The sequence below is a fragment of the Pseudomonas sp. RA_105y_Pfl2_P56 genome (genome assembly GCF_963970845.1).
GTDB lineage: Bacteria > Pseudomonadota > Gammaproteobacteria > Pseudomonadales > Pseudomonadaceae > Aquipseudomonas > Aquipseudomonas baetica_A.
Genome location: NZ_CAXAPL010000017.1, coordinates 64,047 through 77,786 on the forward strand (window position 1 = coordinate 64,047; position 13,740 = coordinate 77,786).

A 13,740-nucleotide genomic window follows, 5' to 3' on the forward strand; every position below is an offset into this window, starting at 1 on the left:
CGGGTAACATAATAACGTCTCTATCAAAACTCGTCGCCGCCCATGCCTATTACACCGATTGCCAGCCGTCCCCACGACCACTCTCATTGCGTGCACAGTGCTTTGTCCGAGGCCGATGCCTTGTGCGCCCAGAAAGGCCTGCGCCTGACCGCGTTGCGCCGCCGGGTGCTGGAGCTGGTGTGGCAGAGCCACAAGCCGCTGGGCGCTTATGACATCCTCGCGGTACTCAGCGAGCAGGACGGCCGCCGCGCCGCGCCGCCGACCGTCTATCGCGCACTGGATTTCCTTCTGGAAAACGGCCTGGTGCATCGCATTTCCTCGCTCAATGCCTTCGTCGGCTGCGTGCAGCCGGAGCACGCGCATCAGGGCCAGTTCCTGATCTGCCGCGACTGCCACGCCGCAATCGAACTTGAACAAAAATCCATCAGCGACGCGATCATCAACAGCGCCAGGGATGTCGGTTTCATCGTCGAAGCCCAGACCGTCGAAGTCGTCGGCCTGTGCTCCGGTTGCCAGGGGGCTTGATGAGCAACGCGCTGATCCGTCTGGAGCAGGTCGCCGTCACGTTTGCCGGGCAGACCGTGCTGGACAACATCGATTTGAGCGTCGAGCCGGGACAGATCGTCACTCTGATCGGCCCCAACGGCGCCGGCAAAACCACGTTGGTGCGCGCCGTGCTCGGGTTGTTGAAGCCGGACAGCGGCAGCGTCTGGCGCAAGCCGAAGCTGCGCGTCGGCTATATGCCGCAAAAACTTCATGTCGACCCGACCCTGCCGCTCTCGGTGCTGCGTTTTCTGCGCCTGGTGCCGGGCGTCGATCGCCCGCGTGCACTGGCGGCGTTGAAGGAAGTGGGCGCCGAACACGTCATCGACAGCCCGGTACAAAGCGTTTCCGGCGGTGAAATGCAGCGCGTGCTGCTGGCCCGGGCGCTGTTACGCGAACCGGAGCTGTTAGTGCTCGACGAACCGGTGCAAGGCGTCGACGTTGCCGGTCAGGCCGAGTTGTACAGCCTGATCACCCGGCTGCGCGACCGCCATGGCTGCGGTGTACTGATGGTTTCTCACGATTTGCATCTGGTGATGAGTACCACCGATCAGGTGGTCTGCCTCAACCGTCACGTCTGCTGCTCCGGGCACCCCGAGCAAGTCAGCGGCGATCCGGCGTTCGTCGAGCTGTTCGGCAAGAACGCGCAGAGCCTGGCGATCTATCACCACCATCATGACCACGCCCACGACCTGCACGGTTCAGTGGTCAAGGGCCCGGTTTCGGGCAAACCCCACGTTCATGGAGACAACTGCAAGCATGGCTGATTTTCTGTTGTATGCCCTGCTTGCAGGTCTGGCGCTGGCGCTGGTTGCCGGGCCGTTGGGGTCTTTCGTGGTCTGGCGGCGCATGGCCTATTTCGGCGATACGTTGTCGCATGCGGCCCTGTTGGGGGTGGCCTTGGGCTTTGTGCTGGATGTCAGCCCGACGGTTGCCGTAACGGTCGGTTGCCTGCTGCTGGCGGTGCTGCTGGTGACGTTGCAACAGCGCCAGCCACTGGCGTCCGACACGCTTTTGGGAATTCTCGCACCGAGCACGCTCTCTCTCGGGCTGGTGGTACTAAGCTTCATGCATGAAGTGCGGATCGACCTGATGGCCTATCTGTTCGGCGACCTGCTGGCGATCAGCCCGACCGATCTGGCGTGGATCCTCGGCGGCAGCGCGGCGGTGCTGGTGTTGCTGGTGACACTGTGGCGCCCATTGCTGGCGATCACCGTGCATGAAGAGTTGGCCAAAGTCGAAGGCCTGCCGGTGGCCGGTCTGCGCATGGCGCTGATGCTGTTGATTGCGGTGGTGATCGCGGTGGCGATGAAAATCGTCGGGGTGTTGCTGATTACTTCGCTGTTGATCATCCCGGCGGCTGCGGCACAGCGTCATGCCCGTTCACCGGAGCAAATGGCCGTGGGCGCAAGCCTGCTGGGCATGCTCGCTGTGTGTGGCGGCCTGGCGCTGTCGTGGTTCAAGGACACCCCGGCCGGCCCGTCAATCGTTGTGACGGCGGCCGCACTGTTTCTGCTGAGTTTTGTTCTGCCCCGTCGAGGGGTGTAGACTTGCTCGCTTTTTGCGCAAATAGAGAGTCGCAGGAATGAAGCCGTTCGCCTCCCGTTATCTGCTCCTTGTCGCATTTTCACTGCTGCTGGGCGCCTGCCAAAGCACGCCACCGGTGGCTGAAGTCGCCGATGCGCGAGCTACGGCCATCGCACAGCTGGAGCAAAGCCTGGCCAGTAGCGAATTGGCCACTGCCGAAGACCAGTTGGCCGCCATGCAGGCCGAAACCCCCAACGATCAATCCCTTGAGCACTATCAGCGGCAATTGGCCGAGGCGTATCTGCGTCGTAGCCAGATCGTGCTGCAGAAGGGGGACGTGAATGCTGCGGCTACCGCGTTGAGCCGTGCGCGTGCGTTGATGCCGAAAGCGCCAGCGCTGACCGGTGGCGTCAACGGTGCCATCACCCAAGCGCGCAAGGCCGAACTGGAAAAGGCCGAAGCAGCGTTGTTGGCAGCCGAAGCCAAGCCGAAAGCCAAGGTGATTGATCCGACCGCCGAGAGCACTACGGTTGCGCTGAACATCACCGATAGCCGCAAACTTCGTCGGCAGCTCGATGCGATCGCCGCCGATGTGGTGAATTACGAATGTGCAGTGAGCATTCAGGCGCCCCGCACCAATGATTACCCTTGGTTGGCGACGTTGCTGACCAAGCGGGTGAAGAAATTGAATCCGGATTTCGATCTGAAAATCGAGAAACAGATTTTGCGCACGGTGCCGGCGCAGATGGTTCTAAGTCCGAAAAAGCCCTAAAAGCTTCGCAAGCAAGCCCGCTCCCACCCTTGATCCTCTGTGCCCACAAATTTTGTGTTCGACGCAGATCCAGAGTGGCAGCGGGCTTGCTCGCGAAGGTGTCCCTTCAGTCAGTGAATGACTTTAGGCCGGAATGGCTTTCGCCTTAGGCTCGCGTGCCCAAACCCGATGCTGCCCGATCGCGGCAAAGAACGGTTTGGTCAGCGCACCAACATCCTTGCCCTCAAGCAGCCCGGCATCCGCCTCCAGCTTCAGCACATCCAGCAACTGCTTGGCGTCACCCTGCAACGCAATCGCCTTCAAATGCTTGTACGCCTCCAGCAGGTAGTGCAACGCCACGCCGTCACCGCTCAACGCCTTGATCGATGCCGCGCCACCCGGCACGAACACCGCATCAAAGATCACCGACGGCATACCTTCCATCGAGGCATCCACCGGCAGGCTTTTGCCATCAGCGGTTTTGACGGGTGCCGACGTCGGCCCGAGCAGTTTGGCGTGTGCCCCCTCAGCTTCAAGCGCTTTCTTCATGGCATCAATCGCCGCACCATCGACGCCGTTGGCCGCAAGAATGGCTACTTTTCGCGTCTTGATGTTCTCCGGCAACAGATTTGCCTGACTCAGTGCAGGGGATCGGTCCGGTGACGTTTTGCGCACCTCAATCGTGCCTTTGGCTGGCGCCGGCAAACCGAGGTTCTCGGCCACTCGCTTGGCCAGTTCCAGATCGATGTTGGCCAGAATTTCGTTCACCTGACGCGCACGGATGAATTCCCGCTCGACCTTGCCCAACTCAAAGCTGTAAGCAGAAATGATGTGTTCCTGCTCATGCTTGCTCATGCTGTGAAAGAACAACCGTGCTTGAGAGAAGTGATCGCTGAACGACTCGCTGCGCTGGCGGATCTTGTTGGCGTCAATGCGTTCCGGATAGCTCTCGAAACCACCGTCCTGCGCGCCCGGCGGAGTTTCTTTCGGCCAGCCGCCATCAATCGAGTTCGGCTCGTAGGACGCACGGCCCTTGTCGATCACCGTGCGGTGCTGAGCATCGCGCTGACCGTTGTGGAACGGCGCCACCGGGCGATTGATCGGCAGTTCATGAAAGTTCGGCCCGCCGAGTCGGCTGATTTGCGTATCGGTGTAGGAAAACAGCCGACCTTGTAGCAATGGATCATTGGAAAAGTCGATTCCCGGGACGATGTGGCCCGGACAGAACGCAACCTGTTCAGTCTCGGCAAAGTAATTGTCCGGATTGCGGTTGAGGGTCATTTTGCCCAGCGGCGTGATCGGCACGATTTCTTCGGGGATCAACTTGGTCGGGTCGAGGATGTCGAAATCGAAGTCGTGCTCGTTTTCCTCCTCGATGACCTGCACGCCCAGTTCCCATTCCGGGTAGTCGCCCATCTCGATCGATTCCCAAAGGTCGCGACGGTGATAGTCCGTGTCCTTGCCGGCGAGTTTCTGCGCCTCATCCCACACCAGCGAGCAAGTGCCGGCGGTAGGGCGCCAGTGGAATTTGACGAAGCGCGATTTGCCTTCGGCGTTGATCAAACGGAAGGTGTGGATGCCAAAGCCCTGCATGCTGCGCAGGCTTTTGGGGATCGCCCGGTCGGACATCGCCCAAATGACCATGTGCGCCGATTCCGGGACCAGCGAGACGAAATCCCAGAAAGTGTCATGGGCCGAACCGCCGGTAGGGATTTCGTTGTGGGGCTCGGGTTTCACCGCATGGACGAAGTCGGGAAACTTGATCGCATCCTGAATGAAAAACACCGGCATGTTGTTGCCGACCAGATCGAAGTTGCCCTCATCTGTGTAGAACTTCACCGCGAAACCGCGTACGTCACGTACGGTATCGCCAGAGCCGCGTGGCCCCTGCACCGTGGAAAAGCGCACGAACACCGGAGTTTTCTTCCCCGGATCCTGTAGGAAGCCAGCCTTGGTCAGCGTGGCGTGATTCTCGTAGGCCTGAAAGAAGCCGTGAGCCCCGGTGCCGCGGGCGTGGACGATGCGTTCTGGAATCCGCTCGTGGTCAAAGTGCGTGATCTTTTCACGCATGATGAAATCTTCGAGCAGCGACGGCCCGCGGGCGCCGGCCGTCAGGGTGTTCTGGTTGTCGGCTATTTTTACGCCCTGATTGGTGCGCAGGGCCTGGCCGGTGGCGTCGGAGCGAAACTTCTCCAGGCTGTCGAGTTTGGCGTTGGTGTTGGCGCGATCCTTGGTATCGGTTCCGGCCAGTTGGCTTTTGTCAGCGGTGGGCTTCTTACTGCTCATCAGACGTAAACTCCTCGTTTGACCCCGAGGCTTGCCGGGGGCTCTTGAGTGGTTCCCGGGCACGGCACCCAGGGTTTTCAAGTCGCTTACCTAGTGACTGACGAGGATTTTGAGCGTTCCTTTTTTATGACCTTTGATCTTGTTATTGCCAAATCGAAGGTTAATTGAGAAATAAATGCTAAGAACCTCTATACGGACAGGCTAAAATGCGCGCCCGGCTAAACGCTGATCCTTTTCTAACGCGCCCCACAAGGTTCGCTACGTGATCGAGTTTCAAAACGTCCACAAGACTTACCGCGTCGCCGGTAAGGACATTCCCGCCCTGCACCCGACCAGCCTCTCGATCGAGAATGGTCAGGTCTTCGGCCTGATCGGTCATTCCGGTGCGGGCAAAAGTACCCTGCTGCGTCTGATCAATCGCCTGGAAGATTCCAGCGGCGGCAAGATCTTCGTCGACGGCGAAGAAGTCACCGCGCTGGACGCCAACGGCCTGCGTCGTTTCCGTCAGCAAGTCGGGATGATCTTCCAGCACTTCAACTTGCTGGCATCCAAGACGGTGGCCGACAACGTGGCGCTGCCGCTGACCCTGGCGGGCGAGCTGTCGAGCAGTGAAATCGACAAGCGCGTGGCCGAGTTGCTGGCGCGGGTCGGTCTGTCCGATCACGCCAGGAAGTACCCGGCGCAATTGTCCGGCGGCCAGAAGCAGCGCGTCGGCATTGCCCGCGCCCTGGCGACCAAACCCAAGATTCTGCTCTGCGACGAAGCCACCAGCGCCCTTGACCCGCAGACCACCGCGTCGGTCCTGCAACTGCTGGCCGAGATCAATCGCGAGCTGAAACTGACCATCGTCCTGATCACCCACGAGATGGATGTGATCCGTCGCGTGTGCGATCAGGTTGGCGTGATGGATGCCGGCGTGATCGTCGAGCAAGGTTCGGTGGCTGATGTGTTCCTGCATCCGCAGCACCCGACCACCAAGCGTTTCGTGCAGGAAAGCGAGCAGATCGACGACAACGAACAGCGCGATGACTTCGCGCATGTGCCGGGTCGCATCGTGCGTCTGACTTTCCAGGGCGAAGCGACCTACGCGCCGTTGCTCGGTACCGTCGCCCGGGAAACCGGGGTCGACTACAGCATCCTCGCCGGTCGCATCGACCGCATCAAAGACATTCCGTACGGGCAATTGACCCTCGCCGTCACCGGTGGCGACATGGAAGCGGCGTTCGCCCGCTTCACCGCCGCTGACGTTCACATGGAGGTGCTGCGTTAATGGAACTGCTCAAGACTTTCTTCGAAAACATCGACTGGTTTGAAATCTGGCTGGCGACGGGCGACACCCTGCTGATGCTCGGCGGTTCGCTGCTGTTCACCGTGCTGCTCGGTTTGCCGCTGGGCGTGTTGCTGTTCTTGTGCAGCCCGCGTCAGTTACTCGAAGCCAAAGGCGTCTACGCCATGTTGTCGCTGGCGGTGAACATTCTGCGTTCGCTGCCGTTCATTATCCTGTTGATCGTGATGATCCCGTTCACGGTGCTGATCACCGGCACGTCGCTGGGCGTGGCCGGTGCGATTCCGCCGTTGGTGGTGGGTGCCACGCCGTTCTTCGCGCGTCTGGTGGAAACCGCCCTGCGTGAAGTCGATCGCGGCATCATCGAAGCGACCCAGTCGATGGGCGCGACGACCCGGCAGATCATCGTCAACGCTTTGCTGCCTGAGGCTCGTCCGGGGATCTTCGCGGCGATTACGGTGACGGCGATTACTCTGGTGTCCTACACGGCCATGGCCGGTGTCGTGGGCGCGGGTGGTCTGGGTGACCTGGCGATCCGCTTCGGCTATCAGCGTTTCCAGACTGACGTGATGATCGTCACCGTGGTCTTGCTGTTGATCCTGGTGCAAGTGTTGCAAATGGTAGGTGACAGACTGGTCGTGCATTTCTCGCGCAAGTAACCGGTTTCGTCACTAATAAATGAGCCGGCCATTCGCTGGCAGGCGCCGCAAGCGGGTGCCTCAAATGGAGTTAGCTGAATGAAAAAACTGATCGTTGCCCTCGCCGCCGTGGCGGCTTTTTCGGCCCAGGCAGAAGAAACCCTGACCGTAGCCGCCACTCCGGTGCCGCACGCTGAAATCCTCGAGTTCGTGAAGCCGGCGCTGGCCAAAGAAGGCGTGGACCTGAAGGTCAAAGTCTTCACCGACTATGTTCAGCCGAACGTGCAGGTCGCGGAAAAGCGTCTGGACGCCAACTTCTTCCAGCACCAGCCGTACCTCGATGAGTTCAACAAGGCCAAGGGCACCCACCTGGTGGCTGTGACCGGCGTGCACCTGGAGCCGCTGGGCGCTTACTCCAGCAAGATCAAGGATCTCAAAGACCTGCCAAGCGGCGCTAACGTGGTGATCCCGAACGACGCCACCAACGGCGGCCGTGCGCTGTTGCTGCTGGCCAAGGCTGGCGTGATCAAGTTGAAGGATTCGAACAACATCCTGTCGACCGTCAAAGACATCGTCGAAAACCCGAAAGACCTGAAGATCCGTGAACTGGAAGCCGCGACCATTCCGCGCGTGCTGACTCAGGTCGACCTGGCGCTGATCAACACCAACTACGCGCTGGAAGCCAAGCTTGATCCATCCAAGGACGCGCTGGTGATCGAAGGCAATGACTCGCCTTACGTGAACATCCTGGTGTCCCGCGAGGACAACAAGGACAGCGACGCGATGAAGAAACTGGCTGCGGCGTTGCACAGCCCAGAAGTGAAGCAATTCATCACCGAGAAGTACAAAGGCGCGGTATTGCCGGCGTTCTGATTCAGAACGCGGCAATGAAAAAAGGGGCGCATTCGATGCGCCCCTTTTTTTGCCTGGAATATGGCCCCTGTGGAAGCGGGCTTGCTCGCGAAAGCGGTGTGTCAGTCAGTAGAGAGCTTGGCTGGACTGACGCCTTCGCGAGCACGCCCGCTCCCACCAGGGAACCGTGGTGTCTTTACTTGCGGTTAAGCATCACTGGCAACTGCGCGACAAGCTTGGCGTTGTTCAACGGTGCCCGAATAAACCCGCGCTGTGTCCCGTCCGGCCCGATCACCGCCAGGTTGCCGCTGTGATCAACCGTGTAATTGGGCTTGCTGGTATCGGCCGGGATAAACGGAATGCTCACCGCGTTGGCGACTTTCTGCAGCTCCTCGATCGAGTTCGGCGTCAGGCCGATGAACTGTGGATCGAAGTAGCCCAGGTACTGCTTCAACTGCTTCGGGTTATCGCGATTCGGGTCGACGCTGACCAGCACGATCTGCAACTTATCCACAGCCTCTTTGGGCAACTCGCTCTTGATCTGCCGCAGTTGGGCGAGGGTGGTCGGGCAGATGTCCGGGCAGAAGGTGTAGCCGAAGAACAACAGGCTCCACTTGCCTTTGAGCTCATTGATCGCGACCGGTTTGCCGTCCTGATCGGTCATCGTCACGTCCGGCAGGGTGCGGCTCTGCGGCAGCAGGATGATGCCGGCGTCGATCAGCGCGGTGGGGTCGCCCTGGCCCTTGCCGCTCAGCACTTTGTTAACGGTAAGTCCCAGGATCAGCGCGATCACGGCGACGAGGATGAAGACGGTTTTCTGGGTTCGAGTCATAGGTTCAACAGTAAGTAGTGGTCTACGAGCAGGGCGATGAACAACAGGAACAAGTAATAAATAGAGTACTTGAAGGTGTTGATCGCCGCGTGCGGCCGAGTGCCACGGTACAGCACCACGGCCCATTGCAGAAACCTTGCACCCAGGCCGAGGGCGCAGATCAGGTACAACACGCCGCTCATGTGGATCACATACGGCAGCAGGCTCACCGCGAGCAGGGCGAAGGTGTACAGCAGAATGTGCACCTTGGTGTAGTGCTCGCCGTGGGTGACCGGCAGCATCGGTATATCGGCCTTGGCGTATTCCTCTTTGCGGTGGATCGCCAGTGCCCAGAAGTGCGGCGGGGTCCAGGCGAAGATGATCAGCACCAGCAGTAACGGTTCGGCGCTGACATGGCCGGTGGCAGCGGTCCAGCCGAGCAGCGGTGGCGCGGCGCCGGCGAGGCCGCCGATGACGATGTTCTGCGGCGTCGCGCGTTTGAGAAAACCGGTGTAGATCACCGCGTAACCGAGCAACGAGGCCAGCGTCAGCCACGCCGTCAGCGCATTGGTAAAGGTCAGGAGAATCGCCTGACCAAGTAAGGCCAGCACCAGTGCAAAGGTCAACGCCGCTACTGGCGAGACGCGACCTTCAGCCAATGGCCGTTTGTGCGTGCGCGCCATCACTGCATCGATACGCCGATCCACCACATGATTGACCGCCGCCGCGCCACCGGCACACAGCGCAATACCCAGATTGCCAAACACCAGCACCGTCCACGGCACCCCGGCGCGGGTCGCGAGGAACATCCCGACCAGCGAGGTGATCAGCATCAACACCACGACTTTTGGTTTGGTCAGTTCCAGATAATCACGCCAGATCGCCTGAGTGGGACGTTCGCCAATCAGAATCGCCATGGCGTTTCTCCTTTTAGGGTGATGGGCGCAGCGCAGTGTTTACGTGGGCTCAGGCGCCAGCGCGCAAGCACCGGCTGCTTGACCCGGACCAGACTGGTGCGCGCGTGATAATTGACCAGCACCAAAGTCAGCAACAGCGCTGCGCCGCCGGCGTTGTGCGCCACGGCCACCGGCAGTGGCAGATGGAACATCACGTTGCTGATGCCAAGCGTGATTTGTGCGCCGAGGGCGATCAGCACCAGCCCGGCCAGCCGCGTCATGCCGACCACTTTCAGTTGCCAGGCCAGGCCGAGCAGCACCAGCGTCACCAGCAGCGCGCCGATGCGATGAGTCAGGTGAATCGCCGTGCGCGCATCGCTGTCGAGTTGTCCGCCCAGGTAATTGGGGCCGATGTGTTGAGTCAGGTGAAAACCGTTGGCGAAGTCGGCGGGCGGCAGCCATTGGCCGTGGCAGGTCGGGAAGTCGATGCAGGCGACTGCCGCATAGTTGGAGCTGACCCAGCCACCGAGCGCGATCTGGCCGATCACCAGCAACAATCCGGCAGTCGCCCAATATTGCAGACGTTTGGGCACGGTCAGCGCCGGTAGCACGCCGGACAATCTCAGGGTCAGCAAAAACAACAGGCTCAACGTCGCAAAGCCGCCGAGCAAATGCCCGGTGACCACTTGCGGCCAGAGCTTGAGCGTCACCGTCCACATGCCGAACGCCGCTTGCGCGAACACCACCGCCAGGAGAAACAGTGGCAGCTTCAACGGTTGTCCCGGATGACGACGGTTGACCCACGCACGCCCGGCCAGAATCGAAATGAGCAGGCCAAGGGTGCCGGCGAAGTAGCGGTGGATCATCTCGTTCCAGCCCTTGTGCGCCTCCACTGGCGAGTCGGGGTAATGCAGTTCGGCATGGGCCAGTTGGGCTTCGCTTTTCGGCACGCTGATAAACCCGTAGCAGCCCGGCCAGTCCGGACAGCCGAGGCCGGCGTGGGTCAGGCGGGTGTAGGCGCCAAGCAGCACGACAATCAGTGCCAGCAGGGTGGCAAACAGCGCGAGGCGAAATCCAGGTTTGGCCATGACGATGCCCTTATCCGATGTTCGACAGTTTCAGCAGGTGGCGCAGGTCGTTGAGCAGGTCCTTGCCCTTCACCTTCGGGTCGTAACGCAGCACAAGGTTGCCGTGGGGGTCGATGATCCACAGTTGCGGCGTGACCTTGTCGCCCGTCGTTTTGCTGAACACGGCGGCGTCCAGCCGATAGCGCTGCAATTGCGGGTATTCGCGGCTGAGTTTGGCTTGATAGTCGGTGCTCAGCGGTTGCGCGGCGGCGAGGGCGTGGCTGGCACGGCCGGCATCGCGGCCCAGGCCGATCTGGATTTGTCGCGCCAGGTACACCAGTTGCTGGCAATCCACCGCGCAATCTTTCGGCGCGGTCACCAGCATCTGCCAGCGCTCTTCATCGGCCTGCACGCCAAGGTCGGCGCGGGTCTGGCCGTTGCCGATCAGTTCGCCGTGATAGCTGCGACCTTCCGGCACCCAGAACTGCAATTTGTACATGCCGGTGGCGAGGATCATCGGGCCGACCACGCCGAGCACAATCAGCAGCAGTTGAAGGCGTCCGCGACGACGGCTGGCGGCAGGTTTCGCCTCAGACATGCTGGGTGGATTCATGGCCGTTCCCATGGTGTTTCTCCTTTGCGTTGTGCCAGCCGAGGTAGACATAGAGACCGAGCAGGGCGGTGGCCATGGCGAACCACTGCACGGCGTAACCGAGGTGTTTTTCCGGGCCCATGGCAACCACCGGCCAGTCGGCCTCGTAGCTGGCCGGGCCGGGCTCGGCGCGTAATTCATAAGCGAAGCCGTCGCGCTCGAGGGTTTTCCACAGCCTGGCCGGCTCGACGGCGGTGATGGTTTGCGGCCAGGTATTGCTGACCGGGTCGGCGTGCAGCTGGAAGGTTGCGCCGGGGGCGACGTAGACCCAGGCGTCGATGTTCAGCGCCTGGGTAGGCGTGGTGAATTGCGGCGGTACGCGTCGGTCCGGCCACGGCAGCCAGCCGCGATTGACCAGCAGCCACAATCCCGTGCGCTGATCCTGAAACGGTTGCAGCAACTCGACGCCGACCTTGCCGTTGCGCTGGCGGTTGTCGAGCAGCAGGCTGTGGGCGGTATCGAACTGGCCATAAAGGTGTACGCGGCGATAGGCCGGGTCGGCGCTGTGCAGCAACTCGCCGCTGGCCATAGGATCAGCGGCACGACGTTCGGCATAACTGGCGAGCAGGGCGGTTTTCTCTGCGCCACGGCCCAGTTGCCAGAAGCCCAGCGACACCAGCAACGGCAGCAACAACGCCACCACCACCGTCGGTATGACGCCCGGACGGAAGCGCATCATGGCCGCGCCACAAAGTCAGTCGTCGTGATCGCTATACTCAAACACATCGCCTGTCCCCCGGAGTCTTCCCATGCTCAAAACAGCCATCGTCCTGATGCTGATTGCCACGGTGATCAGCCTGTTCAGCGGCCTGTTTTTCCTGGTCAAGGACGACAGCAGTTCCAATCGCCTGGTCATCGCCTTGAGTGTTCGGGTGGCGTTGGCCGCTGCCACCGTCGGCTTGATCGCCTGGGGCTTTTACAGCGGCCAACTGGTGTCGCATGCGCCTTGGTAGTGCTGATTCTCAGAGCACGTAAACGAAAACGAACAAGCCGATCCACACCACGTCGACGAAGTGCCAATACCAGCTCGCCGCTTCGAAGCCGAACTGGTGCTCGTTGTCGAAGTGGCCCTTCATGATCCGCATCAGCATCACAAACAGAATGATCGTGCCGATGGTCACGTGGGCGCCGTGAAAACCGGTGAGCATGAAGAACGTCGCGCCATAAATGCCCGAACCCAGTGTCAGGCCCAGTTCGTGGTAGGCGTGCATGTATTCCTCAGCCTGGAAGCCGAGGAACGCGCAGCCCAGCAGCACGGTGATCGCCAGCCAGATTTTCAGCGCGCCGCGATGGCCCTTCTTCAAAGCGTGGTGGGCGATGGTGATGGTCACGCTGGAGCTGACCAGCAGAATCGTGTTGATCAGCGGCAGGCCCCACGGGCTGATGACTTCCTTGGGTGGCGGGAACAGTTTCGGATCCGGGGTGTGCAGCAGCGGCCAGGTGAACTGGAAGTTCGGCCACAGCATATGGGCAATGCCTTTGGGGCCTTCACCGCCGAGCGCCGGGCCGGAGATGTGACGCACGTAAAACAGCGCACCAAAGAAGGCGGCGAAGAACATCACCTCGGAGAAAATGAACCAACTCATGCCCCAGCGGAACGAGCGATCGAGTTGCGAGCTGTAGAGCCCCGCACGGCTTTCCTTGATCACCACCCCGAACCAGCCGAACAGCATGTACGCCAGTAACAGTCCGCCGACGAAAAAGATGTACGGCCCGTGGGATTCCGGGCGTGCAGCCTTCAGATCGTTAAACCAGGTGGCCAGGCCATACATGGTGATGGCCATGCCGAACGTGGCGATGATCGGCCATTTGCTCTGGGCCGGGACGTAATAGTGCTCATGAGTTGCCATTTATTGTTCTCCTTATCGGGCACGCTTAACCGCCAGTGTGTACAGCCACCGGTGGATGTCGGGCGGTGATATCGAACAGCGTGTAGGACAGCGTCAGGTGCTTCACATCCTTGGGCATGTCGCGGTCAACAATGAAACGCACCGGCATCTCGATCTGTTCACCGGGCTGCAGCACCTGCTGGGTAAAACAAAAGCACTCGGTCTTGTGGAAATACGCCGCCGCGTTGCTCGGCGCGATGCTCGGCACGGCTTGCGCACTCATTGGTTTGTCGGTGGGGTTGCGCGCGATAAAGATCATCTCGTTGACCGCCCCGGGGTTGGCCGTCAGCTCGTCGTGCTTGGGGTAGAAGTCCCACGGCATGTCGACGTTGTTGGTCGACAAAAACTGCACGCGCACCTGCCGCGAAGTGTCGACGACCTGCTCGCCCTCATACTGCCCGGCGGTCTTGCCATTGATACCCAAGGCTTTGCACATCACGTCGTAGATCGGCACCAGGGCGAAACCGAAAACAAACATCGCCACCACCACGCCGAGCAGGCGGGTGACCAGTTTCTTCAACGAAATCGAGTCAGCCATGGTTT

16 protein-coding genes are annotated in these 13,740 nt (G+C 60.6%); 8 read left to right on the top strand and 8 right to left on the bottom strand.

The window, feature by feature from the left end; translation table 11 throughout:
* Positions 1-42: 42 nt before the first annotated feature.
* From AACY11_RS13855 to AACY11_RS13870, 4 genes are read left to right on the top strand one after another with little or no spacing between them, the layout of a single operon-like run.
* Positions 43-525: a Fur family transcriptional regulator gene (locus tag AACY11_RS13855; protein WP_339432372.1), complete on the top strand. Its 483-nt coding sequence runs from the start codon at positions 43-45 to the stop codon at positions 523-525.
* Positions 525-1,310: a zinc ABC transporter ATP-binding protein ZnuC gene (gene znuC / locus AACY11_RS13860; RefSeq protein WP_339494987.1), complete on the top strand. Its 786-nt coding sequence runs from the start codon at positions 525-527 to the stop codon at positions 1,308-1,310. The genes AACY11_RS13855 and znuC overlap by 1 nt, the downstream gene beginning before the upstream one ends.
* Positions 1,303-2,091, top strand: coding sequence for a zinc ABC transporter permease subunit ZnuB (gene znuB / locus AACY11_RS13865; protein ID WP_339432374.1), 789 nt, complete (start codon positions 1,303-1,305; stop codon positions 2,089-2,091). The genes znuC and znuB overlap by 8 nt, the downstream gene beginning before the upstream one ends.
* A 37-nt stretch (positions 2,092-2,128) precedes the next feature.
* Positions 2,129-2,842, top strand: coding sequence for a PA5502 family lipoprotein (locus tag AACY11_RS13870; RefSeq protein WP_339432375.1), 714 nt, complete (start codon positions 2,129-2,131; stop codon positions 2,840-2,842).
* Between the two features lie 123 nt (positions 2,843-2,965).
* Here the strand turns inward: AACY11_RS13870 and katE are convergent, their stop codons facing one another.
* Positions 2,966-5,107: a catalase HPII gene (gene katE, locus AACY11_RS13875; RefSeq protein ID WP_339494989.1), complete on the bottom strand. Its 2,142-nt coding sequence runs from the start codon at positions 5,105-5,107 to the stop codon at positions 2,966-2,968.
* A gap of 262 nt (positions 5,108-5,369) precedes the next feature.
* Between katE and AACY11_RS13880 the strand changes: the two genes are divergently transcribed.
* From AACY11_RS13880 to AACY11_RS13890, 3 genes are all read left to right on the top strand, one after another.
* Positions 5,370-6,377 carry a methionine ABC transporter ATP-binding protein gene (locus AACY11_RS13880; RefSeq protein ID WP_339432377.1) on the top strand — a complete coding sequence of 336 codons (1,008 nt, stop codon included), beginning with the start codon at positions 5,370-5,372 and terminating at the stop codon, positions 6,375-6,377.
* Positions 6,377-7,051 carry a methionine ABC transporter permease gene (locus AACY11_RS13885; protein WP_221732278.1) on the top strand — a complete coding sequence of 225 codons (675 nt, stop codon included), beginning with the start codon at positions 6,377-6,379 and terminating at the stop codon, positions 7,049-7,051. Before AACY11_RS13880 ends, AACY11_RS13885 begins: the two co-directional genes overlap by 1 nt.
* 78 nt (positions 7,052-7,129) lie before the next feature.
* Positions 7,130-7,903, top strand: coding sequence for a MetQ/NlpA family ABC transporter substrate-binding protein (locus AACY11_RS13890; RefSeq protein WP_339432378.1), 774 nt, complete (start codon positions 7,130-7,132; stop codon positions 7,901-7,903).
* A gap of 175 nt (positions 7,904-8,078) precedes the next feature.
* Here the strand turns inward: AACY11_RS13890 and AACY11_RS13895 are convergent, their stop codons facing one another.
* Genes AACY11_RS13895 through AACY11_RS13915 form a run of 5 tightly spaced genes read right to left on the bottom strand, consistent with a single transcriptional unit; the run spans position 8,079 to position 11,987 of the window.
* A complete protein-coding gene (locus AACY11_RS13895) occupies positions 8,079-8,714 on the bottom strand; it encodes an SCO family protein (protein ID WP_339432379.1) in 636 nt (211 codons plus the stop codon).
* Positions 8,711-9,610 carry a heme o synthase gene (gene cyoE / locus AACY11_RS13900; RefSeq protein ID WP_339465418.1) on the bottom strand — a complete coding sequence of 300 codons (900 nt, stop codon included), beginning with the start codon at positions 9,608-9,610 and terminating at the stop codon, positions 8,711-8,713. Before cyoE ends, AACY11_RS13895 begins: the two co-directional genes overlap by 4 nt.
* A complete protein-coding gene (locus AACY11_RS13905; protein WP_339432381.1) occupies positions 9,598-10,677 on the bottom strand; it encodes a COX15/CtaA family protein in 1,080 nt (359 codons plus the stop codon). The genes cyoE and AACY11_RS13905 overlap by 13 nt, the downstream gene beginning before the upstream one ends.
* Before the next feature lie 10 nt (positions 10,678-10,687).
* Positions 10,688-11,281 (bottom strand): hypothetical protein, encoded by a 594-nt coding sequence (locus AACY11_RS13910; RefSeq protein WP_339465419.1) that lies wholly within the window; start codon positions 11,279-11,281, stop codon positions 10,688-10,690.
* The gene (locus AACY11_RS13915) at positions 11,247-11,987 is read right to left on the bottom strand and encodes an SURF1 family protein (protein WP_339494990.1); all 741 of its coding nucleotides are present in this window, start codon (positions 11,985-11,987) and stop codon (positions 11,247-11,249) included. Before AACY11_RS13915 ends, AACY11_RS13910 begins: the two co-directional genes overlap by 35 nt.
* A 70-nt stretch (positions 11,988-12,057) precedes the next feature.
* Between AACY11_RS13915 and AACY11_RS13920 the strand changes: the two genes are divergently transcribed.
* The gene (locus AACY11_RS13920; protein ID WP_007911731.1) at positions 12,058-12,261 is read left to right on the top strand and encodes a twin transmembrane helix small protein; all 204 of its coding nucleotides are present in this window, start codon (positions 12,058-12,060) and stop codon (positions 12,259-12,261) included.
* 9 nt (positions 12,262-12,270) lie between these two features.
* Here AACY11_RS13920 and AACY11_RS13925 read toward each other — a convergent pair whose 3' ends face one another.
* Together AACY11_RS13925 and AACY11_RS13930 are read right to left on the bottom strand one after the other, a co-directional pair.
* Positions 12,271-13,158: a cytochrome c oxidase subunit 3 gene (locus tag AACY11_RS13925; protein ID WP_339432384.1), complete on the bottom strand. Its 888-nt coding sequence runs from the start codon at positions 13,156-13,158 to the stop codon at positions 12,271-12,273.
* A gap of 25 nt (positions 13,159-13,183) precedes the next feature.
* Positions 13,184-13,735, bottom strand: a complete 552-nt coding sequence (locus AACY11_RS13930) for a cytochrome c oxidase assembly protein (protein WP_339432385.1) — start codon at positions 13,733-13,735, stop codon at positions 13,184-13,186.
* Positions 13,736-13,740 lie beyond the last annotated feature (5 nt).

Excerpts from the sequence above, each read along its gene's own strand:
- AACY11_RS13855 (WP_339432372.1), top strand. The coding sequence starts at position 43 with ATGCCTATTACACCGATTGCCAGCCGTCCCCACGACCACTCTCATTGC.
- znuC (WP_339494987.1), top strand. The coding sequence starts at position 525 with ATGAGCAACGCGCTGATCCGTCTGGAGCAGGTCGCCGTCACGTTTGCC.
- znuB (WP_339432374.1), top strand. The coding sequence starts at position 1,303 with ATGGCTGATTTTCTGTTGTATGCCCTGCTTGCAGGTCTGGCGCTGGCG.
- AACY11_RS13870 (WP_339432375.1), top strand. The coding sequence starts at position 2,129 with ATGAAGCCGTTCGCCTCCCGTTATCTGCTCCTTGTCGCATTTTCACTG.
- katE (WP_339494989.1), bottom strand. The coding sequence starts at position 5,107 with ATGAGCAGTAAGAAGCCCACCGCTGACAAAAGCCAACTGGCCGGAACC.
- AACY11_RS13885 (WP_221732278.1), top strand. The coding sequence starts at position 6,377 with ATGGAACTGCTCAAGACTTTCTTCGAAAACATCGACTGGTTTGAAATC.
- AACY11_RS13890 (WP_339432378.1), top strand. The coding sequence starts at position 7,130 with ATGAAAAAACTGATCGTTGCCCTCGCCGCCGTGGCGGCTTTTTCGGCC.
- AACY11_RS13895 (WP_339432379.1), bottom strand. The coding sequence starts at position 8,714 with ATGACTCGAACCCAGAAAACCGTCTTCATCCTCGTCGCCGTGATCGCG.
- cyoE (WP_339465418.1), bottom strand. The coding sequence starts at position 9,610 with ATGGCGATTCTGATTGGCGAACGTCCCACTCAGGCGATCTGGCGTGAT.
- AACY11_RS13905 (WP_339432381.1), bottom strand. The coding sequence starts at position 10,677 with ATGGCCAAACCTGGATTTCGCCTCGCGCTGTTTGCCACCCTGCTGGCA.
- AACY11_RS13910 (WP_339465419.1), bottom strand. The coding sequence starts at position 11,281 with ATGGGAACGGCCATGAATCCACCCAGCATGTCTGAGGCGAAACCTGCC.
- AACY11_RS13915 (WP_339494990.1), bottom strand. The coding sequence starts at position 11,987 with ATGATGCGCTTCCGTCCGGGCGTCATACCGACGGTGGTGGTGGCGTTG.
- AACY11_RS13920 (WP_007911731.1), top strand. The coding sequence starts at position 12,058 with ATGCTCAAAACAGCCATCGTCCTGATGCTGATTGCCACGGTGATCAGC.
- AACY11_RS13925 (WP_339432384.1), bottom strand. The coding sequence starts at position 13,158 with ATGGCAACTCATGAGCACTATTACGTCCCGGCCCAGAGCAAATGGCCG.
- AACY11_RS13930 (WP_339432385.1), bottom strand. The coding sequence starts at position 13,735 with ATGGCTGACTCGATTTCGTTGAAGAAACTGGTCACCCGCCTGCTCGGC.